A 23387-nucleotide genomic window follows, 5' to 3' on the forward strand; every position below is an offset into this window, starting at 1 on the left:
AATAAGCTGCAATGGAAATAAAATCAATTTATCAATCTAAATATTGATATATATTATTTAGTATAATATATATAACTCTTGTATAAAAATTTTAATAAAAATTATAGACTAAAATAATTTATTCATCATATATGTAGTAATATTTTATTAATTAATTTAAGGAGTATGAAATGCCAAAAGAATTCCAGAACACCAAGAATAGCATGCGAAAGAAAGAAACAACAAATAAGCAGGAGATGGATAGTGACCTTACCCAGAAAAAATGGAGAGAAAGAAAGGAGTTTTTTTGTGGTAATCCAATCAATCCAATTAACAGCTTGCTCATTATAGTCTTGCAACTTTGATTTAATATACAATCCAAGTGTCATTTGAACACTCCCAAACTTATCACTTTATGCCACTGGTCTTCATCTAAAATTTCTACACCTAATTCCACTGCCTTTTTATATTTGGATCCTGGTTTTTCTCCTGCAATTAGGTAGTCAGTTTTAGCAGAAAGATTTGAGCTGACCTTTGCTCCCAGAGTTTTAGCTCTTACTTTCGCCTCTCCTCTACTCATAGCAAGTAGCTTACCAGTAAACACTATAATTTTGTTATTTAAAACAGAGTCACTAGAGTTGGAGCTCACAGGAAGAATTTGAAGACAAGCAGTAAGATCATTTAACATTTTGATGTTATGTTCCTTAGAAAAAAATGATTCCAAAGATTCAGCCACTTTTTTTCCTATGCTGTCTATACCTACTAGCTCAGTATTATCTGATGACAGTTCAATCATCGAATTATACCAGTTATTATAAGAAACATAATAATCTGCAAGCAATTCTGCTGCAACTTGACCAATAAATCTAATACCTAAAGAAAATATAAACCTATCTAGAGTTATTACCCCTCTGCTTTGTATAGCATTTAATAAATGAGCTATTGATTTCTTGCCCCAACCAGGCTGTTCTTCCAGATTAAATTCATCCAATCTTTCTTCTAAAGTAAAAATATCATGGATTTGTTTTATCAGACCAAGGTCGTAAAAAAACTCTATCTGCTTATCACCAAGGCCAACAATGTCAAATGCATCTTTCGATACAAAATGCTTTAGTTTTTCTATTATTTGAGCTTTACAGGCAAATTCCTCAGGACATCTTACTGCCGCCTCTCCCTCAACCTGACGTACTTTACTACCACATTCAGGGCATACTCCAGGAAACACAAATTCAGGTGTATTTGGAAGACGAGAATCTCTGTTCACTTCAATGATCTGGGGAATTACATCCCCTGCTCTTTTGATTGTTACAATATCTCCCTCTCTTATGTCTTTACGTTTTATCTCATCTTGGTTATGCAGGCTTGCTCTACTAACTAGCACCCCACCAATATTGACTGGCACTAAATCTGCAACTGGAGTTAAAACCCCTGTTCTACCCACCTGTATAAATATCTTATTTAACTTTGTTTTTGCATAAACCGCAGAAAACTTATATGCAAGTGCCGAGCGCGGTGCTTTGTGAGTATTCCCTAGACGATTTTGTAGTATCAAATCATTTACTTTGTAGACTATTCCATCAATATCATAATCCAAGTTATAGCGACAATTATAGACCTCGTTATAGAACTTCAGCATTCCATCCAAACTACTCGTTAAGGACTGATGCTCATTTACGCAAAAACCAAGTGCCTCAAGCTTATTTAGTATTTCACTTTGACTTTTCTCTGCTCCACCAATCAAAGAATAAGCAAAATATCTAAGAGGTCTACTTGCTGTAATATTTGCATCCAATTGCTTTAGAGAACCAGCAGCTGCATTTCGAGGATTGGCAAATTCATCGTTTTCATTTAACTTTAAAAAGTCGCTGTTACTGATGTATATTTCACCTCTTACTTCCAATCTACCTTGCACACCTTGCAAAAACTTAGGAAAGCCTTTTATTGTTGCAACATTGTGAGTGACATCTTCCCCTACAAAACCGTCACCTCGAGTTGCAGCTTTAACAAATCTTCCATCCTCATAAATTGCAGAAAACGACAACCCATCAATTTTGGGCTCACATAATATCTCTATTTTGTCTTCAATTAAAAACCTCTTTATTTTAGACAAAAATTTTTCTACACCTTGTTCATCATAAGCATTCTCAAGAGAAAGCATAGGTTCTTGATGTTCCACCTTAGAAAACCTCTCATCAGGTGGAGCACCAACACTATCTTGTGTTGCATAAATTTCTGGAAATTGTGCCTCTATTTCAGCTAACTTTTTCTTCAGTTCATCATATTCAGCATCACTTATTTCTGGCTTATTTTTTTGGTGATACAAAACATTATGATAATTTATTTGATCTTGTAGTTTTTCTCTCATCTTTTCTAAGTTAGTCATGTGTAAATTGAAATTTACATATTAATATAATAGGGTCACACTAGCTTTATCGTCAAGTTGTGAAATTTCTTAATTCAACACATGGTCTTAATTCACCAAACATCAAAGGTGCTACAAACCATACCTATTCCTTCTTCTACGCCAATAAGCCGTAGCAACGAGCTTCTTTAACGCTAATTATGGATTAGCCAAGAAAGAAGAGTAGAAACACTTGCTTTAGCCATATATTTATATAAAATTAAAATAAATTAGAGTAAATAAGTTATTATTTTACAATATTGCTATTTAAATGCTAACAAGATTCGCTCCAAGCCCAACTGGCTACCTCCACGTAGGAAACATACGAACTGCTTTGATTTGTTGGATGTACACACGTAATCAAAATGGAAAATTTTTACTCCGTTTTGATGATACTGACCTTCAGCGTTCAGATGTCAAATATATAAATGATATCATACAAGACTTGAAATGGACTGGTATAGATTGGGATGCAAGTTTTAAGCAATCAGAGCGCTTTGAGCGTTACAATGAGGTGTTTTTGCAGTTAATAAAAGAAGGGCATATTTATGCATGCTATGAAACAAGAGAAGAGTTAGAAATTAAACGAAAATTGCAGTTAAAACAAGGACTTCCCCCGGTATATGACAGAAGCGCGTTACTTCTAACTGAGCAAGAGAAAATTCGTTATGAGCAAGAAGGAAGAAGACCACATTTTAGATTTAAGTTGGATAGAAATGAAGTTGTTAAATGGAATGATGAAGTTAAAGGTGAAATAAATATTGCAACCAGTAGCATAAGTGACCCCGTGGTAAAGAGAGAAGATGGAATTTACACATACATGTTACCTTCTGTTATTGATGATGTTGACTTTAATGTAACCCATATTGTACGCGGGGAAGATCATGTAACTAATACTGCAGTGCAAATCCAAATGATTAAAGCATTAAAAGCGAAAATTCCTATGTTTGCTCACCTTTCTCTGCTACATTTTGATGATAGCAAGATATCCAAGCGAGTCGGTGGGCTGGATATCAAATCTATAAAAGAAGATGAAATTGAACCGATGGCGCTAGTTAGTTATTTAGTGAAGCTCGGAACATCCAATCCAATTGAAGCTTGTGTTAGCATGCAATCTTTGATTGACTCATTTGATATTAAAAAATTTAGCTCAGCATCTGCACAATTTAGCTTGAGTGAAATATATAAGCTAAATAGCAAAGTGCTGCAACAAATGCCATTTGAAATGGTGCAAGACCGTTTAAATCAAATTGGAGTGGACTCCTCAGAGTTTTGGTATTTTATAAGGAACAATATAGAAAGGTTTTCTGAGGTGGCCAAGTGGTGGAAAATATGCAAATCCGATATAGAGCCTGTGATTCTTGATAAGGAGCTTATAAAAATTGCGTTCAATGCATTGCCTCAAGGTGATTGTAATGAAAACACGTTGTCAGAATGGGTCAAAACTATTCGACAAACAGTGGATATAAAGGCAAAAAACCTATTTATGCAGTTGCGTTCAGCTTTAACAGGAACAGAAACAGGACCAGAGCTCGCTAAATTATTAATTTTTATCGGCAAAGAAAACATCATTGCAAGGTTAAAAGAAAAGTGAAAACCAAAGAATTATAGCTAATACAATCCCTACGTCATACCGCCGCGGTATCTCTAGATCCCGCTAACAAGCAGCGGGATGACGAATTTGTCGTTTATCAAATCGTCGGTAAATCTAAGTCAGTTTAGCTATAGGCAGCAATTTTCTGTATTTATTTTAAATTGAAGAAAGCTCAAATGAAAGATCGTGTTTTGCTAAAAATCACAGAATGCAGTCTGGTTACATTAGTGCGATCCGATAGTCATGAAATCGTGATGGTTAAATTCCATCCGCTCTAACATCGGGTTGAAATCGCGATCCACATTTTAGGAAAGTGGCGACTTACTAAGGTGCAAGCATGGATCAAAAAGGGGTAATATTAAACTTTGTAATAAATCCCCCTGAGAATAGTTAAATATGGTTACGAAAGGAACTTATGGTTGAATTGTCGTTAATCAAAATATGCGAAATAAAGTTGATACGCATAGACCAAAGGTATGGGGAAATGAATAGTCAGAATGGTGCAGTCTAACTAAGATGTTTTCAATCCCCCGGCAAATAGTAAGGACCTAAGTTTAACGAGAAACGATTTCATGGAACGGAGTAACCACATGGAAGCTCTTGTTATTCTTTATTTCAAAGAATGATTAAGAAGGTGGCCAACTGAATGCTTCTATGTGAAGGGATTGTCTAAGAACCTGTTTAAAATCTCAAAGAGATGAGCTAAAGTAGGAACAGGTAAATAATGAGGTATATAAATGAGTCAAAGGTATCCAAGCGACATAAGTCGTGAGCAATTTGAAAAAATCAAACCAATTTTAGAAAGTAGGAAAAAGAAAACAAGACCAAGATTAATTGATATATACAAAGTATTTTGTGGAGTGTTATACGTGCTAAAAAGTGGTTGTCAGTGGAGAATGTTGCCAAAAGAGTTTCCAAGGTGGGAAAACATATATTACTATTTTCAAATGTGGAGTAAAAAGAAAGGAAAGGAGCCAAGCTTGTTGGTTAAAAAAAATTGGTTGTGACAAAACAGTGGTCGGAAAGAGAAAACCAGTTTCTGCATAATTGATGCTCAAAGCGTCAAAAACGCAGATACTGCTGAAAGAAAGGGCTATGATGCAGGTGAAAAGATTTCAGGGTCATATCGCAGTTGATACACAACACATGCAATTCATATAACAACGGCAGAAGCAACCGATCGTAGCAGTGCTGTAAAAATGGTGGAAAATGCTAAAGAAAACCTCTCTGAAGTCAAAAATATACTCGTTGATGCTGGCTATACAGGAGAAAATTTTGCAACACAAATAAAAGCAACTATTGGTGCAACTGTTGAGGTAGTAAAACGAAGCGAATTACATACCTTTGCTGTATTGCCAAAAAGATGGGTTGTCGAGCGGTCTTTTGCTTGGTTGGAAAAATGTAGACGGTTATGGAAAAATTGCGAGCGTAAACTCAACACAAGTTTACAAATGGTTGTTCTTTCCTTTATTTCTCTTCTATTGAGGAGATTTTAAACAGGTTCTTACAGAACTTCCGTAATATGCATAACGACAATGCTTACATACGATTAAACCTTGTAGTAAATACTTTGCTCCTCTTTCTCTTGTCCTTGCTATTTTTCTATTCTCAGCTAATTGTTCTTGAACTATATCAAACACATCTTCGTCCACTATATTTGGCACTTCAACATAAATCCAATTTGCTTTTTCAACAGAATAAGTAGAGTAATTATCTTTCGGTTGTTCACAAGAATGTTTTTGTGGTCTTATATGTTGTAACTTTACACCTACTTTTGTTTTACCAAAAGCTGCTTGTCCTTTGTAAGTAGGGTTTTTTAACATACCCCCAAATTACACTTCTATCCCAGCACTTTTTTCCTGTTCGTGTTATAATAGACATAGTATTTAGCCGACGGCATACTTCCCCAATACTTGCTCTTTCCCTGCTTACCCACAAAAATACTTTGCGAACAATATCAGCTTCTTCTTCGTTAATCTCAAATAAAGCTTGTCCTCCTCCCATATGTTTATCTATATAACGATAGCCATAAGGAGCTCCTCCCATTACGCTTACACAACCTTTATTAGCTGCATAAATCTTTCCACGACGACTTCGTTCCATAATTTTCGCTCGTTCATATTCTGCTATCATACCTTGCATTTGTAACAGCAATTGAGATTCTGGGTTATCGTTAATCTCATAATTTAAAAAAACCGCTTCTACTCCTGCTTTCTGAAATTCTTCAAGTAATATCATTTGATATGCATATTTTCTAGATAAACGATCAGGAGAGTGAATGTAAATCTTATCAATTTTACCTTCTGTTACTTTATCACGTAATTTTTCTAGATTAGGACGGACTAACACTGTAGCCGTTATCAATAAATTTATACTCACTCAATAATTTGTACCCATCCATACCAATTTGCTTCTCTAAAGCTGCAACTTGACTTGCTATTGTATTTTCTTGTGCTTGTTTCCCCGAAGAAACCCTTGCATATAAACTCACTGTTACCATTTGATCCTCCTTGAATCCCATTTTTATCCTTTAAGTTTTTTTGACTTTCTCCCTTTGATGCTGACTTTTCATAAGCATCTGATAAATACTTTTCTGCCAACCGGTTAGGCTCATAGCTACAACTAATCCGTATAGCTAATCTCTTATTTCCCATTATCTTTCCTTGAAATAATATGTTCATATCATTCATTGAAGCTGATGGTTAATCGATTATTAGCGCTATAAATAAATGGCACTTTTGTTTTTGGACACAGAAGTTTTCGAGAAATAGTTTTCTCTAGTTTTATGTTTTTTGCAACATTGTTGGCGGAGTAGTGATAAGGGGGCTGGCAAAATGTGTCAAGGAATTCTTATTAAAACTAAAGAGCTCAAATGAAAGAAGGTAAACTCTAAAGTATACATTTAGTAGCGCTTTCTATGAGAGAAATCGTATTATCTATTCCATAAAGCTTTATGAAGGATCCCATTCTTGGGCCGGTTTTTTGGCCAAGTAACGTTTCATATAATAGCTGAAACCAATCACGTAAGTTGGTGTAATCATATTTTTTTCCAATAGAAAATACCTGAGATTGAATTTCTTCAGCAGTAGCAGTTATAGATAGAGAATGTAAAGTGTCCTTCAAATCTAGTAACGCTTCTTTCTCTTTTGCATTTGGAGTTTTATATGATTTTGTTGGTTTGATAAAATCGTGGTAATACTTTACTGCAAAGTCTGAAAGTCTATCAAGCATTTTATTATTTTCTGGTGTAACGTTTGGTGCATAAGAGGATATAAAACCCCATAGGATCTCTTTGTTTTCGGCGTTACAAGCTGCTGCTAGGTTTAAAAGTAGCGAGAAATTTATGCCTGAAGTATCTATATTTGGAACTTTGCCCTGGTGGATATGCCATGCAGGATTGTCTAATCGTTGTTCTAGTGAAAAATTAGCACCTCGGTCAGGTGTCATTCCAGTGCTTGACACTGGAATCCATATTTTTTCTTCCTGGATCCCAGTGTCCGCTACTCGGATGACAGTAGAGGGGTCTGGGATAACAGAAGCCTCTGAGGTAACAAATGGTTCTGAAATTATAGGCGATTCTGCAGTAAGTCTACTGTCTGTATCCTTTTCTTTATTCTCATTATAACGCTTAACAAACTCTAGATACTCATCAGTTGATTTTGGTATCACATCAAAATATAAACGTTTAGCTTTTTTAGGACTCTGAAAAATGTACAATGCTAAGCTCTCTGTTGGTGCGTAAGTTAACCACTCTTCAATTGAAATGCCATTTCCTTTTGATTTTGATATTTTCTTTCCTTCTTTATCAAGAAAAAGCTCGTAGCAAAACAGAAGTGGTGGCTTTTTTCCAAGTATTTCACATATTTGACTTGAAAGCACAGCAGATGGAGTTAAATCTTTTCCGTGAGCTTCGTAATTTACTCCAAATGCGGCCCACCTCATTCCCCAATCAGGTTTCCATTGCAGTTTGCATTTTCCTTTTGTTACCGGAACTTCTATTTTTTCCCCGTTTGGATCTTCATACGTGATTGTTCCTTTATCTGTATTTGTTTCAATTACTGGAACTTGTAAAACTTGAGAAGTTTTTGGGCATATTGGCAAGAATGGACTATAAGTCTGCTGCCTTTCTTCCCGAAATGATGGAAGCATTACGTCCATCACTTTATCATAATTTTTCAGCAAGAGTAAAAGTTTTTCATCGTAAACGCCAGATTTATAACACTCTGTTGCACTCCTAAATTCGTATTCAAATTCAAACAAATCAAGAAATTTACACAACAATGAATTCATATGATGACCATAACTCTGATGAGTGCCAAATGGATCAGGTATCATAGTCAATGGTTTATTTAAGTGCTCTCTTAGCATCTCTTGATTTGGCACATTATCTGGTATTTTTCGTAAACCATCCATATCATCTGAAACTGCAATGATTTTGGTTTTTATACCAGGAGCTATTTTTTTTAATGCATTTACAACAACTGTAGTGCGAAAAACCTCTCCAAAGGTTCCTATGTGGGGTAAACCAGAGGGTCCATAACCAGTTTCAAATATTATTTCTTTTTTATTAGGAAACTCTTGCAATATTTTTTCTGCTTCTTGAAATGGCCAACTTGTCATTATCTGGGTTAAATAATGTACCTTAACTTAAAGTGCTACTAGTTTCAATGGATTTTTAATATAATGATATAGTATTAGTGTTAGAGCGATTATTAGAAGGTTAAAGATATGTCCACAGGTAGTATACAAACAGATCAATTATTTAAAGGTCTTACAAGACCTGCAATGCTCTTTGGTGTGAGTTATATGTTTGCAATATTAAACGTTCTGATTTGCCTGCTAATTTTCATTAATTCAAATGATTTGAGAGTGATTCTCTTAATGTTACCAGGTATACATGGACTTGGCTATATAGCTTCTGCAAAAGAACCGTTGTTTATTGAATTATTTATGGTAAAATTAGGAAAGTGCTCGAAATGTTTAAATCGTTTTTATCATGGAGCCAATTCTTATGATATTGCTTAACGTTGTGTGATGCTGAGGTTTAGGGCTATTCAATCGAAGAATAAATCTACTCTGAACAGGGAAGTTCACGCTGCTGAATTTATTCCTTATTCTTGCTATTGGAATAGCACAACCTTGATGACAAAAGAAAATTGGTTGGTTAAGGTTATAAAATTAAGTGGTTTTGCATTTGAAACCGCTGATGACGAGGATTTAGTCATACAGAACAACATCAGGAACCAGATGCTAAGAAGCATTTCATCTCCGGCATTTAGTTTGTATTTTCATACTATCAGACGTAAGAAAAATATTTTTTCTGATGAATTTGCAAGTCAAGGTTTGCCGAATTTTTTCGCTAATCACGTAAATCTAAAATGGAGAGAAAAACACGCAACAAGGCAATCATTTATTAATGACCTATACATTACGATTATCCGTAGAGCGGACACGAAAGGAGTAGAATTTTTGTCACATCTACTAAAAAAATTCGGGCATGTAACTTCAAAACATGCTTGGGAAAGTGATATGCGTGCCACATATGAAGATTTAGAGGAAACGACAAATCGTGTAGTGACAAGCCTTAGGAATTATTCGCCTAAAATCCTTGGAGTAAAAGAAACTCCAGGTGGTTTGTTCTGTGAAATAATGGAGTTTCTATCTAGAATTGTAAATTGTGGCTTCGTTACAAATACGCTTTTTCCGCTAAGAACTGAAATATCAAGATACTTACCAGTACATAGATTATTCTTTGGCCGTAAGATGATACAGGTTGTGACTCATAATGAGAGTAAATATGCTGGAATAGTTAGTATAAAAGAGTATGGAAATAATACTTCTGCAGGAATGCTTGATTCTTTTTTACAACTTCCTTACGAATTTATAATTACGCAATCTTTTCAATTTACAAACAGGCAAATAGCAATTGGAAAAATGCAGATACAGCAAAATCGAATGATACAGTCTGCAGATAAAGCTATTTCTCAAATAGCAGAAATTTCTCAAGCGCTTGATGACGCAATGAGTGGTAAGATTGCCTTTGGTCAACATCACCTGACTATTTTATGTATAGAAAAAAGTCCTAAATCATTGGATAACGCTCTGTCGTTGGTAGAATCAGAGCTTTCTAATTGCGGTGTTTACCCTATCCGTGAGAGAGTTAACCTTGAACCAGCATTTTGGGCGCAAATTCCTGGTAATTTCGATTATATAGTGAGAAAAGCTACAATAAGTAGTCTTAATTTGGCTGGATTTGCATCTCAACATAATTATCCTACTGGTAATAAATTCAATAACCACTGGGGAGATGCCGTTACAGTTTTTGACACAACATCTGGTACTCCATTTTTTTTCAACTTTCATATAAGGGATGTTGGACACACTATGATAATTGGCCCAACTGGTGCTGGTAAAACTGTTTTAATGAATTTCTTGTGTGCCCAAGCGATGAAGTTTTCTCCAAGGATATTCTTTTTTGATAAAGATCGCGGTGCAGAGATTTTTTTGAGAGCACTTAGTGGTATCTATACTGTAATAGAACCAAGAACTAAAACAAATTTTAATCCTTTGCAACTTGATGACACCTCTGATAATAGAACATTTTTAATGGAGTGGATAAAGTCTTTAATTTCGGTATATAATGATAAATTTACTTCAGAAGATATTGCACGAATTAATGATGCAATTGAAGGGAATTTTAAATTAAGAAAAGAAGACAGGTTCTTGAGAAACCTCGTACCGTTTTTAGGGCTTGCAGGTCCTGATACTCTAGCTGGGGCAATATCTATGTGGCATGATAATGGTTCTCATGCTGCAATATTTGACAATAAAGAAGATTTGCTAGATTTTTCACGAGCAAGAGTATTTGGTTTTGAGATGGCTAGCTTGCTCAAAGATCCTGTTGCCCTTGGACCAGTATTGATTTATTTATTTCATAGGATTAGTATATCTCTTGATGGCACTCCATCTATTATCGTTCTTGATGAGGCATGGGCATTAATAGATAATCCAGTTTTTGCACCCAAGATAAAAGACTGGTTGAAGGTACTGAGAAAACTAAATGCTTTTGTGATTTTTGCTACTCAGAGTGTTGAGGATGCAAGTAAAAGTGCTATTAGCGATACGCTTGTACAACAAACAGCGACACAGATTTTTTTACCAAATCTGAAAGCTACTAGTGTCTATCGGGATGTTTTTATGTTAACTGAACGTGAATATATATTAATTAAGCACACAGATCCAAGTACTAGATTCTTTTTAGTGAAACAAGGAGTTAATGCTGTAGTAGCTAGAATAGACTTAAAAGACCTGGATGATATAATCAACGTATTATCCGGACGTGCAGAAAGTGTTCTATTGTTACACGATATATTAAATGAAGTTGGGGACAACCCAAAAGTATGGTTGCCTATATTTTATCAGAAGGTAAAAAATGTTTAAGACTAAGCTGTCATTGCTATTAATTGCGATATTTTTACTAAATATAGATTTCTTACTCTCATATCCAGTACTTGCAGATGGAGTAAGTGGTACTGACAAGACGGAATTTGTTAGTAGATTTAACTCTACTGGCAGCTTTAGTCGTGCCTCTAATCCTGATTGTGGAGCTTTTAAAACAGCTGCAGCACTTGCTGGAATAGCGATTGCTGTTGGTGCAATATTTACTGGCATTGTTTTGATCGTTTCTTCTGCTGGTTTGTTTACTGCTTTTGTTATTGTTGGAATGATAGCTGCAATCGTTGGAGTCTGGAAAGCGATAGGAGGGCTTGTTGTTTGTGAACATAGTTTTGTTAAACACCCAGTTGCACGTGATCATGATGGAAAATACAAAAATTTTAAATTAGAAGACACAGGTTATAGTGGCTGCACCAATGAAAATTACCAAACAGAAGATGAATATTTTTCTTGTTTGCAAAATAAAGCTCGGGAAGACGTGAACAAAAAAGATTATGACGGGAAAAGAGCAGAAAAAGAAGCCTTAAATTCTAACGTTCAGGAGAGTACAGAGAGTTATTACTGGCCAAAAAATGGTGTGCAATACAGTGAATATATAGAAGTATGTCATCGAAACCCTTTAACTTTTGGTAATCTTTTTAATAAGGTAGACTTTAATTCCAGAGGAAAACCTGGATACATAGACTTTGATGTCAGGGAGAAAGACACTGGATACGTAGATGGGTCATGGTCCTCGAAGGTTGATGGTGGTCTGGAATGTAGAGTTCTCAAAGCAGGACAGAGCAAACCCATACATGGAGCTACATTCAAAGCAGTGAGAAAAATGGGCAGATTGTGTGTGGAGTTAGCAAGTGTGAGAATGCTTGGTATCGAAATGACTCCTTGGCCGCAAGGGGTTGATATGGGATGCACAGAATTGCCACCTGACCCGATTGCTCCTATGTGTGAAAAATCTGTGATGATATTCAAAAATAAAGATGGTACAGGAAAGGAAGAAGTTCCTATTGGTAATAATGATGACTATAAAACTACTATAAGAAATAAGGAAAAAGAAGGAAAAGTTTTTGTAGGTCATGATAATGCTGGCTGTTTTAGCCAGTATGTTTCTAAGGCTTGCTATGATCAGGCAGGGAGTAAATCATTAGCTCCTATTCCCATAACTTCTATGATAGTGCAATGCATTAAGGAATCGTTAGATAATTTAGTTGCAGGTAAAGGTGCACCAAATGGTGAGAGTTTTATATCTGTAGCACAGAAAAGGCTGAAAAACACTGTAACTGCTGTTTTAGTTTTAGCTTTAGTACTGTTCTCTATAAAAGCCATGTCTGGTGGAGTTCAGAGACCTCAAGAAATGTATATGTTGATCATTAAGTTTGCTTTAGTGATGTATTTTACAACTGGTGATGCCATGCAGAAGCACTATGGGTATTTGACGAAGCTTTCAAATGGCTTATCAGAAATAGTATTGAAGGCATCATCTGAAAGTAAAGGTATATGTAATTATGAATCAGGTAGGGATTATGAATACATGCGTGATGGGAAGAAAATATCTTACAGTTATCTTGCACCTTGGGATAGGCTTGATTGCAGGATTTTATTTTATTTAGGTGCTCCTTTAGATGGAATTGGTGGCAAAATTGGTACTGGAGGTGTTGCAACGTTAGCAATCTTGCTTGGTGCTGCTCCTGTCTTGTTAGTTGCAGGTTCGATAATCGGTATTATTTTTGCTGGTGGACAGATTTTAATAGCTCTTGTTGCTATATTTATGGCCATTTTGCTGATGATGGTTATTTTGTGGCTGTGCTATGTATTTATTTTATCTCTAGTTGCTTTAAGTGTAATTGTTATTCTATCACCTTTGTTTATTCCTATGGTTTTATTCCAACACACCAAAGGATATTTTGACGGCTGGGTGAAAGAGTTGATTACCTATAGCTTATACCCGGTTATCCTTTTTGCGTTTTTGTCCTTTATGTTCATAGCATGTGATAAAATCTATTTTAAAAATTTAAATTTTGAACTGGACGAGTCATATAAAAATGAACAACCGGACAAGTCATATGAAAAGAAACAAGCAGAAATCTCATATAGTAAGAAAAAACAGTGGTTTAAATTGAAAGATGGGGAATGTGATAAAAATGAAACTACTCTTGCATGTATGATGCAAAATTATAGCTTTAAAAAGAGCAGCATACTTGGTCTATTCGACTTTACATACATGGAGTTTGGCAGCTCTCTCATCGGAGAATTATTAAAATTGTGTTTAGTATTATTCCTCTTTTACCACTTTTTAAACATTCTTCCTGGCATGGCTGCTGAACTTGCTGGTAACCATAGAGCAGCACTTGGCTCAGGTCATACACCTGGACAAATGGTGGGCAAAGCTTTATCTGCTGCCAGAGCTGCTGCTGGAGGTGTTGGTCAAGCTGCTGCTGCGGCTGTCAAGAAGGCAAGAGGTACTGGTGGAGGAGGTGGAGATAGTGGTAAAGGTTCCAGCGAAAAGATTAACTAAGGTGGCGGTGATGCTAGTTAAGGTAAGTAACAGATGCTTAAACGTTTAAGTAACCAAAACTTGGGTAAGCTATGCATAAGTTTTGTGGTGCTTTTTTTATTGTCTGGATGCGGGGAGGATCACTGTATTAAGCCAGAAAATTTATCAGGTTTGCGTGAAAAACTAGATATAGTGTCAACAGAGCAGAAGTGGGTTGATTCCGGTGTTAATATCTCAGATAGAATAAGAGTAACAGAGATTAATATAGTGCCTAGCAAGATTAATTTTTGTCCTAAGCAGTATGCAGATTTTGCAATTCGACCTGGGAGAAATGACGTAACATTACCATTTGCACTTAAAGCTGACGATACGATAAGCTTTAGTGTTATTGGAAGTAAAGTGTGTAAAGATAAAGAGAGTGAGACAAAAATCAGGTATGTGAAAATTGATGAAAAGTGCAGCGAACAAGAAGAGGAGTATTTTGCACACGTTTTAAATCGTGAAGGATGTCAGGATGAAATATGTCCTAATAAGTATATTGTAGGTAACCCAGAATGGTTGAATGGAAAAGAGTATTGGAGTTTAGACCCATCAAAATTAGTTGAAGAGAATAGTAGAGAAAAGATTGAAAAGATTGCCAAATCTATAAAACAAGGAGAAAATATAGATTGCAGCAAGCTTTCAGAGAGCAGTGCAAGTAATATAGATACGCACATTTTAAATTTACTCTGTGGACGTATATGTAAATTTCCTTCCGGCAGCGGAAACAAAGGTTGCGCATATATTGAATACAATAGTGTAGAAGGTGAGATATCCCGGTCTGATGTTGAAGCTATTAGTAAAATACTAAAAGAAAAACAGATAAAAACTGGCATTACACTTTTGAAAATTCACATGGATGGTGAAGATTTTGAACACATTCCAGGAGGTGGTTTATGCACTAATTGTGATCACAAGATAAGAGATAACTATCGAACACCAAGATTAACTTTTAATTTATGTAGTAGAAATGACAAGTACTGCTACGATAAAAATGACAAAGGTGGTTTCAATATAAGAGTAACAAGGACTCCTAATCTGGAAAACAACTTATACATACGCGTTTCTGATAAATTCCCTGAGCATCAGCCTGGTGATGAAAATCAGGGGGATATATCTGTGGATATTAGCAAAGTTCATGACGTTCAATACATGGAAAGCTTAAAAGAAAAGTTAAAAGACAAAACAGGTACCATATATTACGGAATAAGAGACCATGGCTGCGATTACAAAAATGAAGGTCAGTTTAGCATTAACCTCACAACTAAAGAGCCACCTACAAGAACTTTTAGTGCAATATATAATTTCTTTGATGAAAAAGTGAAAACTGCATTTTTCGGCTCTAGCTACAAAGATCCTAACGCAATTCACTCTGATACTAGTCCTGTAAAGTCTCTTTACGAAAGTTTTATAAAATCAAGTAGAACAAATACCATTAGATCTACTATAATATCACTGTTAGTACTATATATAATCTTATATACTCTTTATTACTTTTTTGGATTAACTCATATTTCTATATATGAGTTTTTAATTATATGCGTAAAGATAGGAATCATCGCCCAGCTATTGCAGGATAATAGCTGGGACTTTTTTTATAACAATGCATTCTCTATATTTATTAACACTCCAAAACAACTAATAGAAATAGCAAATTTTAGAGGCACTACTTCAAATGTTTTTGAGTTTCTTGATTTACCGCTCAATAGGTTCTTGTCATCGCATTCAGTATTGTTAATAGTATCTCTTATATTTTCTGGCCCTTTAGGCATTGTATCTTTTTGCTTGGTGATTTGGGGTTTAATCACAGTGAGCTTATCTATTTTCAACGCCTTATTTTCTTTTATTACATCTATAGCAATAGTTGCGTTATTACTTTCTTTAGCACCTATTTTTATTATTTGTCTTTTATTTGCGTATACTAGGCAGATGTTTCACAACTGGGTTAAAAATTTAGCAAGATTTGCGATTCATCCAGTAGTGCTTTTAATTTTTATATCACTGATAAGTCAAGTTATGGATTATATCATATATTCAGTATTTGATTTTGAAGTCTGCTCTACGTGTATACTTAGTATTAACCTAAAGATTTTTAACCCTTGTATTTTTTATGGTTATGCTTCCAAATATACACCTAATATTACCGCTATGATGGCTTTTGTTATTTTAGGACACGCTATGAAAGCTTTAGTGGAAGCTTCTTCGACAATATCTGACTCGTTGTTTGGTGTTTATGTGCAAAACGAACCTGGAGGACAATATCAACAAAGCTTAATGGGAACAGTAGGGTTAGATGAACAAAGCGTTCAAAGAAGAGCAGGAGGTGCTCCTCAACAGTCAGGTGCGTCAAGACCTCAAATACCACAAGGGACTCAAAGGTCAACGCCTCAGATACCACAAGGAAGACAGCAATGATAAGTAAAAGATCACTATTGTTGATACTGTGTCTTGCAATCACTGGTTGTAACATGGATTGTGTCGAACCTGGGTTGCAGAGCAGAAACACTAGTGTTAACGTGGATGTTCCAGTTCATAAAGCTGGTGAAGAAGTTAAAATTCATTGGGTTGATTCTGGTCAAGTAATTAGTAAGGGTGAGGAAATCAAATTCACCCTCGATGGATCAGTAAATTTTTGCCCTTTTAAAGAAGACAAAAATCCAAGGAAAGTACTTGTGCCAGCTAGCTTTTGTGCTGATGGCTCAGAACCAAATTATAGTAAAGCTGCAAATATTAACGATGTGCCTAATAATTATGGCGTTGATGAAAAAGGCGTAAATGAAAACGAATTGTGCGGTGGTAAAGGATTTGGCAGCAATAGACGTTATGTGGACACTGGAATTAAAGTAAGTCCTGGTGATAAGTTAAGCTTTAGCTTAGTTCCCAGAAAAATAACAATTGATTATGACAATCCAGGAGGGAAAGGCATCAGTTTTGATGACAATTGTTATAGAGCTGAAGAAGGAGGTGAAAAAGTGTCAGCAAGTGAAATATTGAATGTTAGCAAGCAAGAGGGAGAGGAATTTTTTTGTGAGGGCAAGGATGGAAAGAGAAATAAAATAAAATTTTTACCTCTTGATAAAACAAAAGCAAAGGAAAGCAAAGTGCTAGTTGGCAATGGGTACACTCCATATGATAATAAGGTACATTTTAATAAAGGTTATATTGAAGACAACAAACCATGGATATATGGTTCGCTACTTGATTTACGCCGCGCTAAAATAGGATTGAACGAGTTATGTGATGGAAAAAACTGTAGTCTTGATGAGAGAAAAAAGTACTCCTCCTATGAGCTTAACTGTTACCATCAAAATATATGCTATACTAAGAAGGGTATATGGAACTATGGTTCAGGTCAAGCGGGAGAACAAAACCGTGTCTCTTCTATAAGATACAAAAAATATGATAATGAAAACGACAAATGTGATATGTATTCTCACCTTAAAGAAGTTGAAGATAAGCTTAAGAAGATAGAAGAAAATAAAGGGGATCCCAAGCAGATTAACGTTGATTTTACATCAAACACTGAAAAAGATATTTCCTGGGCTGAGGCTCTTGTTGCAAAAATTGGTGATCTTGATGATCAAGATACTGCTAAAGGTATGCAATGTCTTCCAGATAATGAAGTAGGTGCAAGAAAGGATAATGTGTGTTCGCAAATTAGTGATAATTTTGAGGATTTTTCTCTGAAATTAAATAGTGACTATACAGTAAAAAATGTAACATCTGGTAGTAGTGTGATGCTCGCTATTGCAGATTATGGTCACTATAAAGCTAATAGGGGCGGTTACCATGTTAAAGTCACTAGATCATGTGAATACATTAATGGCGAAAAACTGTATATGTATTTGGGTGATAACCCGCCAGGTGATCTATCTGCTACGAAGACTAATGATTTCAAAGAAGTAAAGAAGTTGGGTGAAATAACAGAGGATAATATACAATATTACATAATAGATGGAAGTCATTTGGGGGACAAAGAGTCTAAGAAGATATATTTTGGTATTGATGTAAGCAACGTGGAGAAAGATGACATTACAGACAAGAAGGGCAAATATTACGAAAACAATAAGTATAGTGTAAACTTGTTTGTTAAAAAGAAAATTAACGATTTTATTTCATCGAATATAAACGAGATATTTGATTTTATGAAAAAAGAAGTAATTGGTGACAGCGTTAAAGATTCATACAAAGGATATGCAAGAGGTCTTCTACAAGGAGTGAGAGCTTTGCTTACTCTATACGTTATATTTACTGTCGTTGGCTATATGCTTGGAACAATACAGCTAAGTAAATTTGATTTCATTGTAAGAATGTTCAAGATAGCATTTATAGCTTTTGCCTTTAGCGATAGAAGCTGGGAACTTTTTGGTACAACTTTATCCAGACTTTTTATAGATGGTAGCACTTATTTAGTTGATAGCTTTTCTGGCTATATAGGGGAAGGGGGGAGAAAATTTGCATTCTTAGACTTGACAGCAGGAGTATTATTCACAGCAGAAACTTGGTTAAAGTTTTTATCGTTGATGCTCTCTGGTCCTTTTGGCTTTATTGCATTTTTGGCAATACTCTACGCTACTTTTGCGTTTTTAAAATGCATTATTAGCGCTACGTTTAAATATGTAATATCTACTGTTCTAGTAGCGTTTTTACTGTCATTAACACCTTTGTTTATCGTGTTTATTTTATTTCAACAGACTAAACCCTTGTTTGATAACTGGATAAAAACGCTGGCTCACGTTGCAGTACAACCAGTTATTTTATTTTCATCTTTATCTCTTTTAAATCAGTTGATGTATTCAGTTCTATACAATCTCACAAATTTTTCTGCATGCTATCAATGTTTAATTAGCGTAAATTTCTTATCGTATGATCTGTGCTTGATGAAATCAATACTGCCTCTTGGATACAGTCCTGGCACTAATGTTGATGTTGCATTAAGTACCGGAGAAAGGGCTGGTGGGCACTTTGCAGCGTTGCCCATAGATCTGATCCAAGCATTTATGTACTTAATTATTGCTAATGCAATGGAAGCTTTTGTTTCTATATCAGAAACTATGGCACAAGCACTATTCGGCTCTGGTTTTGGGGTTGCTCAAAGTGTTAGCAAAGTTGCCGGTAGCGCATCACAAGCTATACTGTCAACCGTTGGCCTTGATGATAAGACCCAAAGTATGATACAGAGTATCAAGCAGAAAATGAGTAAAGATCGGGGAAAAATTGAGGCTAGATTGCCTGATACACCAAATCAATCAAACAAAAAAGAAGATTCTAAAGGAAGTTCTGATAAAACAACGGGTGATGATTCTGATAGACCTAAAAAACAATCAGGCAAGCAAGAAATTCCTGATGAAATAATAAGAAGTAATTCTAGTGATCATGAAGCTAAAAACAAGAATGGAGAGGAGTAAGATATGAATGATGTTATGGAGTAACTAATTAAAAAGATATTTTAAGTAAAGTTTTAGAAATTTATTTCTGTATTTGGAAAAAGTTTAGATATGCAATCACGCTTAGGCAAATGTTGGTTTAGGGTATTACTTCTTGCAGCTTATATGCTGATCACAGGTTGTAGTAAGAATGATATGCCTTTTCCAAGGTGCATATCTGCTGACTATTTTGGTCCTAAACCTATTGCAGTAAGCGCTCATTTTTCAAGCGACCAAGATGCGTTTATTCCAGGAGATGGAGAAGTTGTTGATCCTGAAACTGGCGAAATTAATTATGGTTTTCACCATAACCAAGTGGTGAAGTGGGAGAATACCGGACTCGAAACCAATGGAGATAGTTTAAAAGTGCGAGTTAATGGTGCATGGACATCTTGGAGTAATAATAACAAGAAGGAATCTAAAGGCAGTTATAACTTACAGAGCTTGGAGCAGTTAAAATATGCAACTAAATTTGAAGGAAAGTCAGGTGATAATAGTCTACCTGACTTTCACTTAGTTTGTAATGATTATAAACCTAGCATAGAAAAATTTTCAAGTAATCCTAAGGCAAGTTGCACTGTAAATTGCAAGTGCATTAATGAAGATGATAGCGCAAATACAGTATCACGTGGTGCTCCATGTTGGTTTACCAACGGTCATGGTGCTTATCTTTTGTTTCAAACGGGGAAAGATGATCCTAACGAAAATCTAAAATTAATGCGCGATCCTCAATATCCTACTGTACATCTAGGTTATAATTCCACAGCTGAGGGCGACAATGGACTTTTTACTTTAGACAGAGATAGCACTAAATTAAAGGATAGGAATTGTAATACGATGAAGTTAGAAAAGGGATGGAAAATATATGTAAAAATATTAGATAGATATTACTTAGATAATGTAGGTGGCTACTCTTTTGAGTTCTTAAGTGGAGTGCAGCAGCCAAGTAGTTTTGGGTTTTTTGATTACATTTATAACTATCTAAAATGTGTATTATTGATTAACGAAAATTGCAAAGAACATTTTAATAGCAATGATCCTGCAGTTGCACAAGCTATGTTCGAAAATATAGCTGAAAAAAGTACGAGCTTTCACAATTTTGTTCTTTCCTTGCTTGTTCTATTTGTAATGATTTCATCGCTTCTTTATCTTTTTGGCATGATACGAGAAACTAAGCATGATATGCTCATCAGAATGATGAAAATCACTCTAGTAATAGTGCTTATATCTCCTGGAAGTTTTAGATTTTTCTATGATCATTTTCTCGTTTTATTCATCAAAGGTCTTGAACAATTGATAAGTATAATTACTAACTTTGCTCCTAATTCAAATACTGATAAGTTGTTTGGTTTTATGGAGAACATGTTCAACAAGTTTTTTGCTTACTCTGTTTGGAAAAAGTTTGCAGCGTTTTTACATTACCAAATGTGGGCAAGCCTTCTTATGATACCGGCAATTTTCATAGGGATAGTTTTATATTTCTTGCTGTGCTTATATGCTTACATAATATTCCTCTCTGGTTTTATGGGTATAGCTTTTCTTATAGCCATCATGCCACTGTTTCTAATTTCTATTTTATTTTCACCGTTGAAAAGTCTATTTGAAGGTTGGATAAAATTCTGCATCAGTTTTTGTTTAAAGTCGATTATGATATTTACTCTCTTGTCATTACTGGCTTCCATTATAATGAATACCTTTTATAGGCAGTTAGGTTTTACTGTATGCTACAATAAATGGTTTGAGGTAAGGTTATGTGCTCCAAAATGGGTGTTTGGTGGTTTTTGTATCGTTGATAAGCAGTACTTTGGTTGGACCCCAGGGCAAATTTTCGTACCTTACACTCTTGGAGAAGCTTCTCCGCTGAACGTAGATAAGAACATAGAAGGTATAGAAAAGATAAGCAGAGAAGGTGGTACAATAAAATTTACTGGCGGCGCTGGGTATATACCTCTTCCACCTGATTACCCTAAAGATAAAAATGGTGAATATATAAAAGGGTTTCGTTATATAGATTATCCTTTCTTTAATCCAATTCCTGGCACTCAAAGTAATCCAGCAGACCACTATATTGCAGAAAGTGATATGGTAGTTAGTAATGGCTGTAGTGAAAAAGATCTAGTGCGCTTAACAAATAGTTTATCTCATGCATCAGAGAGGGCTGACATTATATTACTGATCAATAATATAGACAAAAAGATAGGTGGTATGAATAGTAAAATAACAGAGCTTTACTGTCAATCTCAGCAAGATGAAGAAAAATGTAAAAATTATAGGGAAATAGTGGATGACTACAGAAAAGGTACCATAAGACCAGATCTAAAAAGAGAGATAAAGTCTTTGGTGCAGAGAGTAGTAGAACAACAAGGTTGTAGAATACTGAAACTTCATAAGTTATATAAGGATCCCAACAGTGAATACTGTCAGAAATGTAAAGATTGTGAGGATTGCAAAAATTATCAAGAAAATAGCGATTACCAAAGGGTGCAAGACATACAGAGAGGTTATTTAATCAATGCAGGGGAAATCTTTGTATTATTCCTGCTTTCATTTTTAATGTTCTCTTTACGCGAGTTCGTACAACAAATGGGCTCAAGTATAGCTGGTGGTGGATTCAGCGTTTACAATATATCTAGTATGTATCAGGGAGGTGGTATATTATCTCAGATACCGTTACCTAAATTTTTTGAAAAGGCTGGAGTAACTAATTTAATGGGGTTAATTTCTCTACCTAAGCATATGTTGCAAGGTGCTATTGGTGGAGGACTTGAGTCTCTAGGTAAATTTGCTACTGGGCTCCCTAATCAACTAGCTGGAGGTACAGCTAATCTACTAGGCAGGATACCAAGAGTCGGAGGTGTGCTGAAACACGTTATTGATGTGCCACGTAAATTTGTAGGTGCTACTATTGAAGCAACAAAGTTTGCAACATCACCTAAAAATGACGTCGATAAGCTTGAGGAAAAGATCTACAGGGCATTTGGAGTTGATAAAGAAGATATTGCGCATAGAAGAATTGATAGATATTTAGAATATTACAAAGGGTATGTAGGATCACATTTGGGCTATACAATAGAAGATGCTATGAAATTTACTTGGGAGCATGGCCTTGATTCTATAGGAGTTAGCCACCGTACAGGAGAAAAAGATGGTTACCAAGGTAATCTGCTCTGTAGAGCAAAATCGCATAGGCAAGATTTCTTGAATAAGCTTCATGATTACACCATAGGACGCAAGAGAGAACCAGAAAAAGACAAGCTTGATCAACCGGTCAAAAGGAAATTACCGGAACCAATGAGGAAACCAGATGCAAAAGGAGAAGAGGATTGAAGATGAAGACTAATAAAAATTTCAAAGGCCTTGATTATTACAAATTGCAGCAAGACGATGATGGCAACATAAAGTTAAATGACTACGACGACATTTTAAATGCGCGTAGGGCGAGAGTAGATCTACTATTAGATAACACACCGGACAACAATATCGACCTCACTAGGTTAAATAAAGCTTTGAGTGAGAAATTTGTAGATAATCATAGTTTATTGTCTGAATTTGATAAGGAAGACAAAGAGATTGCACAAGAAAGGCTTAAGGTGTTTAGTATTTTAGAAAGCCTTGAAGACCTTAAAAGCGTGAAAAGTGAAGATCTGTTGGAGGTTAGCTTACTGCTGTCGGATCTTAGCTTCATAGAGAGAAATGTTGTACTAAATACCGATCAGAATTCTGATCTAGCAGAGTTTAAAAGTCTATTTATCGAAAAAAAGGCATCTGGTGAGGAATATAGTAATGAAGAATGTCAAGGCTTCCTAGATGATATAGATAAAATCAACACCATAATTAAGTTAGAATTAGAAAGCAGAATTGAAGGGATCAATCACGATGAAGGAAATAGTTATGGTGATTTACAAGATGAGATTGGTCAAGCAATTAATGCAGCAGACAAATCAGAAAAAGATAACGGATGAGTCTTGTGTTTGTGTTTTTCTTACAAGCGGCTCGATAGCT

The 23387-nt window shown here is 35.4% G+C and carries 14 protein-coding genes and 1 pseudogene; 10 read left to right on the top strand and 5 right to left on the bottom strand.

Features of this window, described 5'->3' with window-relative positions; translation table 11 throughout:
* The first annotated feature begins 170 nt into the window (after positions 1-170).
* Positions 171-344 carry a hypothetical protein gene (locus tag OPR43_RS06290; protein WP_265034569.1) on the top strand — a complete coding sequence of 58 codons (174 nt, stop codon included), beginning with the start codon at positions 171-173 and terminating at the stop codon, positions 342-344.
* A 20-nt stretch (positions 345-364) separates the two neighbouring features.
* On the opposite strand, the gene ligA is transcribed toward OPR43_RS06290, so the two are convergent.
* A complete protein-coding gene (gene ligA / locus OPR43_RS06295) occupies positions 365-2362 on the bottom strand; it encodes an NAD-dependent DNA ligase LigA (RefSeq protein ID WP_265034570.1) in 1998 nt (665 codons plus the stop codon).
* Between the two features lie 289 nt (positions 2363-2651).
* Between ligA and gltX the strand changes: the two genes are divergently transcribed.
* Together gltX and OPR43_RS06305 are read left to right on the top strand one after the other, a co-directional pair.
* The gene (gene gltX / locus OPR43_RS06300) at positions 2652-3974 is read left to right on the top strand and encodes a glutamate--tRNA ligase (protein ID WP_265034571.1); all 1323 of its coding nucleotides are present in this window, start codon (positions 2652-2654) and stop codon (positions 3972-3974) included.
* Between the two features lie 737 nt (positions 3975-4711).
* Positions 4712-5470 (top strand): annotated as a pseudogene (locus OPR43_RS06305) (IS5 family transposase).
* On the opposite strand, the gene OPR43_RS06310 reads toward OPR43_RS06305, so the two are convergent.
* From OPR43_RS06310 to lysS, 4 genes are all read right to left on the bottom strand, one after another.
* On the bottom strand, positions 5453-5797 hold the full coding sequence (locus tag OPR43_RS06310; protein WP_265034572.1) for a recombinase family protein: 345 nt from the start codon (positions 5795-5797) through the stop codon (positions 5453-5455). The pseudogene OPR43_RS06305 and the gene OPR43_RS06310 sit on opposite strands and share 18 nt — an antisense overlap.
* Positions 5754-6323, bottom strand: coding sequence for a recombinase family protein (locus OPR43_RS06315; protein WP_265034573.1), 570 nt, complete (start codon positions 6321-6323; stop codon positions 5754-5756). Before OPR43_RS06315 ends, OPR43_RS06310 begins: the two co-directional genes overlap by 44 nt.
* A gap of 26 nt (positions 6324-6349) precedes the next feature.
* A complete protein-coding gene (locus OPR43_RS06320) occupies positions 6350-6664 on the bottom strand; it encodes a hypothetical protein (protein WP_265034574.1) in 315 nt (104 codons plus the stop codon).
* A 199-nt stretch (positions 6665-6863) separates the two neighbouring features.
* Positions 6864-8594, bottom strand: a complete 1731-nt coding sequence (gene lysS / locus OPR43_RS06325; RefSeq protein ID WP_265034575.1) for a lysine--tRNA ligase — start codon at positions 8592-8594, stop codon at positions 6864-6866.
* A gap of 108 nt (positions 8595-8702) precedes the next feature.
* Here lysS and OPR43_RS06330 point away from each other — a divergent pair, with 108 nt between their 5' ends.
* From OPR43_RS06330 to OPR43_RS06360, 7 genes are all read left to right on the top strand, one after another.
* On the top strand, positions 8703-8999 hold the full coding sequence (locus OPR43_RS06330; RefSeq protein ID WP_253307377.1) for a type IV secretion system protein VirB3: 297 nt from the start codon (positions 8703-8705) through the stop codon (positions 8997-8999).
* A gap of 9 nt (positions 9000-9008) precedes the next feature.
* On the top strand, positions 9009-11414 hold the full coding sequence (locus tag OPR43_RS06335) for a VirB4 family type IV secretion/conjugal transfer ATPase (RefSeq protein ID WP_265034576.1): 2406 nt from the start codon (positions 9009-9011) through the stop codon (positions 11412-11414).
* On the top strand, positions 11407-13941 hold the full coding sequence (locus tag OPR43_RS06340; RefSeq protein ID WP_265034577.1) for a TrbL/VirB6 family protein: 2535 nt from the start codon (positions 11407-11409) through the stop codon (positions 13939-13941). Before OPR43_RS06335 ends, OPR43_RS06340 begins: the two co-directional genes overlap by 8 nt.
* A gap of 33 nt (positions 13942-13974) precedes the next feature.
* Positions 13975-16374 (top strand): TrbL/VirB6 family protein, encoded by a 2400-nt coding sequence (locus OPR43_RS06345; protein ID WP_265034578.1) that lies wholly within the window; start codon positions 13975-13977, stop codon positions 16372-16374.
* The gene (locus OPR43_RS06350; RefSeq protein ID WP_265034579.1) at positions 16371-19367 is read left to right on the top strand and encodes a TrbL/VirB6 family protein; all 2997 of its coding nucleotides are present in this window, start codon (positions 16371-16373) and stop codon (positions 19365-19367) included. Before OPR43_RS06345 ends, OPR43_RS06350 begins: the two co-directional genes overlap by 4 nt.
* 90 nt (positions 19368-19457) lie before the next feature.
* On the top strand, positions 19458-22712 hold the full coding sequence (locus OPR43_RS06355) for a TrbL/VirB6 family protein (protein ID WP_265034580.1): 3255 nt from the start codon (positions 19458-19460) through the stop codon (positions 22710-22712).
* Between the two features lie 2 nt (positions 22713-22714).
* Positions 22715-23347: a WD_0853 family protein gene (locus OPR43_RS06360; protein ID WP_265034581.1), complete on the top strand. Its 633-nt coding sequence runs from the start codon at positions 22715-22717 to the stop codon at positions 23345-23347.
* The last annotated feature ends 40 nt before the right edge of the window (positions 23348-23387 follow it).

It is taken from the genome of Wolbachia endosymbiont (group A) of Apoderus coryli (assembly GCF_947251615.1).
In the GTDB taxonomy this organism is placed as follows: domain Bacteria; phylum Pseudomonadota; class Alphaproteobacteria; order Rickettsiales; family Anaplasmataceae; genus Wolbachia.